Annotated in this window: 6 protein-coding genes and 1 pseudogene; all 7 read right to left on the reverse strand. The window is 42.6% G+C overall.

Going from position 1 to position 6,153, the window contains the following annotated elements:
* Positions 1 to 199: 199 nt before the first annotated feature.
* Positions 200 to 427, reverse strand: coding sequence for a hypothetical protein (locus J7R05_RS06620; RefSeq protein WP_208541694.1), 228 nt, complete (start codon positions 425 to 427; stop codon positions 200 to 202).
* Positions 424 to 1,089 carry a lysozyme gene (locus J7R05_RS06625; protein ID WP_208541695.1) on the reverse strand — a complete coding sequence of 222 codons (666 nt, stop codon included), beginning with the start codon at positions 1,087 to 1,089 and terminating at the stop codon, positions 424 to 426. The genes J7R05_RS06620 and J7R05_RS06625 overlap by 4 nt, the downstream gene beginning before the upstream one ends.
* Positions 1,090 to 1,104: 15 nt before the next feature.
* Positions 1,105 to 3,204 carry a hypothetical protein gene (locus tag J7R05_RS06630; RefSeq protein ID WP_208541698.1) on the reverse strand — a complete coding sequence of 700 codons (2,100 nt, stop codon included), beginning with the start codon at positions 3,202 to 3,204 and terminating at the stop codon, positions 1,105 to 1,107.
* A gap of 13 nt (positions 3,205 to 3,217) precedes the next feature.
* Entirely contained in the window at positions 3,218 to 3,478 is a 261-nt protein-coding gene (locus J7R05_RS06635; RefSeq protein WP_208439880.1) for a hypothetical protein, read from the reverse strand.
* Between the two features lie 12 nt (positions 3,479 to 3,490).
* Positions 3,491 to 4,465 carry a tail fiber protein gene (locus tag J7R05_RS06640; protein ID WP_208541696.1) on the reverse strand — a complete coding sequence of 325 codons (975 nt, stop codon included), beginning with the start codon at positions 4,463 to 4,465 and terminating at the stop codon, positions 3,491 to 3,493.
* Positions 4,458 to 5,321 carry a transglycosylase SLT domain-containing protein gene (locus J7R05_RS06645; protein ID WP_208541697.1) on the reverse strand — a complete coding sequence of 288 codons (864 nt, stop codon included), beginning with the start codon at positions 5,319 to 5,321 and terminating at the stop codon, positions 4,458 to 4,460. The genes J7R05_RS06640 and J7R05_RS06645 overlap by 8 nt, the downstream gene beginning before the upstream one ends.
* A pseudogene (locus J7R05_RS06650) lies at positions 5,321 to 6,153 on the reverse strand (hypothetical protein); the annotation flags it as partial. The pseudogene J7R05_RS06650 and the gene J7R05_RS06645, both read right to left, overlap by 1 nt.

Below are 6,153 nucleotides of genomic sequence, written 5' to 3' on the forward strand. Positions count from 1 at the left end.
GGTTAGGGAATAGGATTTTGCAATTTGTCTTTCCAAACTGCATTAAGATCATCCTGATTTCTTGTTAATAGGTTTCCATCCACAAGAACGTTTTCCGTTCTGGTTATGCTTTAAAATGTCTCGTGCTAAGTTTGGACTGATTGCATTGAGATCTTGCCTCTCCAAATAAATTGGCATCCATCCCAGGCAAGAAGTGTATTCATTTCTTGCGCACCCACTCAGAAAGATCAGAGCGCACATCAACATCACTTTTCTTGTTAACTTCATCTTCTACTTCAACTCGTGTTATTGCTACTTTTAAAATTTTCTCTGTTCTTTTGCGTCGTTCAGCTTTTTTTCCAAGATAAAAAACCCTAGCTAAAGTCACAAAAAAAGCGGCTAAAGCCGCCATCACCTTCAACAAATATTTCTTTCCCCACCAAATCACAGCCGTTGCTCCCAAAAACGTTGAGCAACAAACGCAATACCAACACAAGCTGCTAAAACCATAATTGCCGCAAAAGCCCACTGAACTGGACCATTACCAGCAAGTAATCCTCCAAGCCCCGAGAAAGAACCAATGATAGGAGCTAACATTTCTACTTTAAAAGCACTTGTTGATTCTTTTGCTTCTACTGCTTGATAATTAGAAGAAACATAAGCACTCGTTGCCCATAACCCCGCTTCAGCAGCACGCCGGTGTACTAAACCTTTCAAACGTTTACCATCAGCCATTGTCCATTTTTGTAATTCAGCCGGTACAGCTTCATAATCCCCTTTATTGAGTTTTTTAAGCAAAGTAGAACGCTGAAAAGCATTCACACCAACATTATAACAAAATGAAACCAGAGCCCCAAACTGCTCATCACTTAAATCAACGCAAACCTCCTTTTCTACTGCTGCTTCATATTTCTGCAAATCAGTTAACAGCATGGTTTCAGCTTTTTGCTTGGTAATCACCATACCCTCAACAACATCTGGTTTACCAGCTTTTCCCGTATGACCATACCCAATGGTCCAAACACCAGATGCATCTTGATAAGCGTTTAGTCGCAAACCTTCCCATTTTTTCAAACAGTTTAAACAGTCTTTACTTATTCTTCGTGCCATCGTTTCATTCCATTTTTATAAATATACTTTAATTAATACAGCCCCGTCTCCCCCAGAACCGCTTGATGAAGATGTCGCATCTTTTCCGGGGAAATATCCACCGCCACCGCCATGGTAACCAACACTGCCTCGTCCACCATGACCACCCCACATACTATGGCCGCCACGCCCTCTAATGCCATCATTACCGTTTTGCTTGCCTTTACCGCCTAAGCCACCCCCTGCCCCTCCACCTGCACCGCCATAAATACTGTCTCCACCATTGCCACCCATACCGCCTTTGCCACCAATTCCTTGGTCACTATCACCGCCTTTACCTCCAACACTACCTCCGCCACCACCACCCCACATACTATTGCCTCCTTTACCACCCATACCCCCATCGCCACCTAAACCGCTTTTGTTGAAACTGACCCAACCTCCAACACTACCCCAACCTCCTGAACCGCCACCGCCATAAATACTGTCTCCACCATTGCCACCCCTGCCGCCTTTGCCACCATTCTTGCCACGCCCGCCATCACCGCCATTACCACCATCACCACCATTCCTTAAAAAATTATCGCCACCTCTGCCACCTCCGCCTCCGCTTCCTCCAGTGCCATTGTTACCGCCTTTGCCCCCTTTACCGCCACGCCCACCAAATCCACCTATCCTGCCATAACCACCTTTACCTCCATTACCGCCAATACCATTCTGATCCTCTGCATCATCTCCATCAGCACCCCTGTCACCATCAATACCACTAGGATCGCCTCCTAAAGCACCACCAAAAGCTATAATAAATTGACCAACTTTTGTATTCTCCCCATAGAAATCGCTATTCTCAGCTGTTTTCCCACCCTTGCCGATAATTACTTTACTGTCGCCAAGAAACTTTTTCCTTGTTCTCACATAAGCACAACAGCCACCATTACCACCACAACGAGCACTATCATCACCAGCATTACCACCACCCCAAGCCCATACTTCAAGCTCGGTATCTCCAGTGGTCCCTTCTGGCCATGCAATTTCCCCACTTTCCGTCATGAAAATCTCAACAGGTTTGCTACCACCTACACTATTACCACTTCCACCATTTGCTTTAATAGAAGCAACAAGATGAGCCGGTGATATCAACGCATTTTCTGCTTTGATGCCATCAATCCAATCTTGCTTTTCAAGAGGGTGAATAAGATCAATTGCTTTTTGTGCTTTGTTTGCAGCCTCTTTTGCATCCACAGCAGTTTCTTTTGCTTTATCTGCTACTGTTTTTGCACTTGACGCTGCTTCCTTTGCAGCCTCTGCTACTTCTTTCGCATTGTTTGCAGCCTCTTGCGCCTTATCTGCATTATTCTGAGCATCTTTTGCAGTGCTGTGTGCTTTACCTGCAGTCTCTTTAGCCTCACCCGCTAGATTGACCCCACATTGAGCTGTCGTTTGTGCTTGTTGTGCAGCCTCTTCAATTTGATTAACCTTTGTAATCTGAATACGTTCTTGAGGCGTTAGGATAAGGTGTTTCTCCCCCTCTTTCATATGATCCATAGCAAAAACATCCTTTGCTATTTTACCTGGATCATAAACTGATTTTGATAACGCAAAATGACTGATAGTATTTTTAAGATCAGCAGGCGATATAGGGTAATTGATATCCTCATCTGCCTTCTTCCATTTTTCTATCGTGGGGCACTCAGAACTTATCCATTGTAGTTTTACTCTTTCTTCTACAGTCAAAATCTTCTTTGTATCGCCTTCAGTCATGTTCTCCATAGAGAAAGCGTCTGACATGACATTAGAAGGGTCATAAATAGAAACACTCATATCGCCAATTCCTAAAGGCGATAGCTTTATCCAGCCAGTACCCGATAGAACTGTATTCTCACTAGGATCCCCACTGGTGTTGATATCATGAACTGTAACCGTATCTTTATAAGCAAGTGTTCCAACATCTCTTTTTGCAACGGCCTCATCAGCTTTCTTTCCTTGAGCAGCAGTCGCAAAATCACTCATAGAATAAGCGGCTGCACTCCCCAATGAAGAGGGTGCAACAACCTTATTATCTAAAATACCTTCTTTGACTTCCTTATTTGTTGCTGGCTCAATGTCAAACTTATGCGTGTGATAGGGAATAGGCATTGCTTTAAATTCCTTAATTTATATCCTCGGGATGTGTGAGACTGACAAGTTGTAAACGCAATTCATCAATGGCTTTTTGCAAAGCTTTAATGCGTTGATCTGTTTCTTTTTGATAAGCTGTAAAAACGCTTGAAAGATCATGCTCAATATCGTCTTTAACCTTATCAAGGACCTTATTTAAGGGCGCATGAACTAATTTATGACTTGCATAAAAAAGAACACGAATCTGCCCTGTGTCGGCAATCTCATCAATTGCCGAGGGATTATTGATCATCTGTAAAAAACCTTATGATTTTATGGCGTAAACAACCGTTGTATTAACAGGGCGGGTTTCTGCTCCACCTGTTGAAGAAATCGTGGCACTATGCGTGTGTGCACCTGCTGAACCTGTATTCCAATTTTGTTCTTGAATATGAAAACTGGGATTCCTGTGCCCAACCGTATTTCCCCCATACGCAAAACGTTTATACCCATGCGTATGCGCCCCTGACATTTCAATGGTGCAACCATGTGTATGGGTTTTAAAGTTATCTTGCTGCTTTTCGGCAAACTTTCTACCTTTATCTATACCGCGTCCATCATCAAAGCCGCGTAAAAACATCCCCCTAAAGTCGGGTACTTTAAAAGTAGTATCGCTGTCCTTCCCCCAATGCTCACCTATTGCCTTAAATAACCGAGGATATTTTTTGCGCTCATAGCTTGCACCATCACACAAAAGCCAACCATTAGGTAATGCTTGCATAGCAAATGTCGCAATAAATCCAGGTGGAAAAATTTCTATCTTAGGAGGTGTTTTGGGCGTTGGGTTTAATAAATACCAACCATTAAGTCTTCTTGTCAGTGTGCTATTATTATAGATCAGCTCATAAATGCCATCCTTTTGCAGCTCGCCGCCTTCTAAAGATATAACACCTGCATCGCTCATTTTATAAATAGGCTTCTCACTCAAACGATTGACAGTTATTGTTGTCGCACCAACATTTGTATCACTTGCCCTAAAACGTATAAAAATATCATTCTTATATTCCGTGATGGGGGAAATCGTGTTTAGCGTAATTGATGTTGTCTTTTCTTGATTATTGACAATAAATTTTGCTTCAATTGTCCCGCCATTATCTGCAAGATATTCTCGTATACGCTGCATCATAGCACGGGCACTATTATTAACAGAACTAGGGGGCTGTCCTTGTGCCCAATTAATAATATCATCTGAGTGTGCGTTTGTATCCGCTGTCAGTGACCAATCATAAATATCAGACATTATAAACTCCTGCCCTTGTTAAAAACTCTTTGCGCAATTGGTCTACTCTTTGCCGACCACTGAAAGAAGATAGCTTTCGGCGAGGAGTAATCAAAGGCGTTAAATCTGCAGGACGTGCCCCGCCTTGTGAAAACACAGGCTGCTGCATTATTTGATTTTGTGCCATCTGTATTTGTTGATCATAATTTTGCGCATTCTCTTTGATTAACTGCGTCAAATCCGCCATGCCTTTTTTTAGAAAATCAGCAGAAGGAACATTTTCAGAAGGCCTCATTTGAGGATACATCGGTATATTCTGTGCAACCAATTGATCACCCTGCATTGCATTTTGAAGCCTTCGCATGCCACGTGGTGGAACTGCTTGCCTATAACCTTGCTCAGGCTGTGCTGTTCTATTGTACTGCTGATAAACATGATTCATAAAATCACCTGCTGTTGCGCCAGGGCGCCCACCATTAAGGGCTATTGCTTGTGAGCTTAACAGCTGGCTTGCGGGTGCATCTGGGTTCTTAATAAGTCTTGCAGCCCCAGCTGGCCCTTGTTGGTGTGCTAAGTAAAGTTCAGCTTCTGAAGGTGCTCTTCCCAAAGCTGTTTGCAAATAACGGATATTGTCTTTGGTAAACCGCGCCATTGCATCAATCGATTGAAGGGGATCAAACTTATTATCCAGCTTATATTGGCGTGCTGTTGAATCTAAAAATTGATAAAGCCCACCTGCACTACTGTTCTTATTTCTTGCATTGGGATCACCACCACTTTCTATCATCGCCACGCGTTTAAGAAAGCTTTCGGGTAAACCATACCTTTGTGCCGCCTGTAAGATGGCACTTTGAACATCAGGATGAAAATTAATCATTAGTCTTTAAGCCTTCTAATATGGCTTCCAGTCGATAGAACATTAAGCAAATTGATGAACTTTACAAGTTCACCTTGTGTTATTAAGCGCCTCTGTTCTGCTTTACGAAACTTGTTAATTAACTCAACAGATTTTTGTCTCGATAACCTAACATCCCCACGTTCATGGGCTGTTATGAGTTCTGCAATATCTCTCTCGACATTTCTATCGATTGATGCCACCCCCTGCTTGACTGACCCTGTAAAAAACTTCATTATTGTAGCACGAAGGCCAGACTTACTTACATTATCAAGTGCTTCTCCTGCCTTTGATCCAAGCTCACCCTCGTTCCTTGGAAGGCGAGCAAATAACTCTGATCTCTCAGCCTCTGGCCGTAAAGCTTTCACTATTTGGTTTGCTTTATCCTCACCATAAATGAGCTGTAACTTTTCTTGTCCACCTTGTGTCTTAAACAAATTGGAAAGATTATTCTCAGGGCTTTGTACATTAGCTGCTATATGTTCTATCTGTGAACGTGCACCTTTTCTAAACGCATCCAGTTCTTTAGATTCCAAGCCTGAAAGCTGATTTTTGATCATATCAAGCGTCACATTCTTATCAAACGCTTTTTCACCTTGAGATAAGGCATTACCCAGAGTGCGCTCGTCATGGTAAAATTTGCGCGCCTGAGTATAATATGGAGATGATGTATCTAAAACACGAAGCAGACGTTCCTTCACATTCATCAAATCTGCAGCATGTGTTTGATTGTCTTCTCTAAGAGCTAATTTAATCTGATTATCGATGTCCCCCTTTATTCTGTGCAAAATCCGCATACTCAGTTCTGGATTTT

Origin of the sequence: Bartonella capreoli (assembly GCF_902813205.1) — a bacterium.
GTDB lineage: Bacteria > Pseudomonadota > Alphaproteobacteria > Rhizobiales > Rhizobiaceae > Bartonella > Bartonella schoenbuchensis.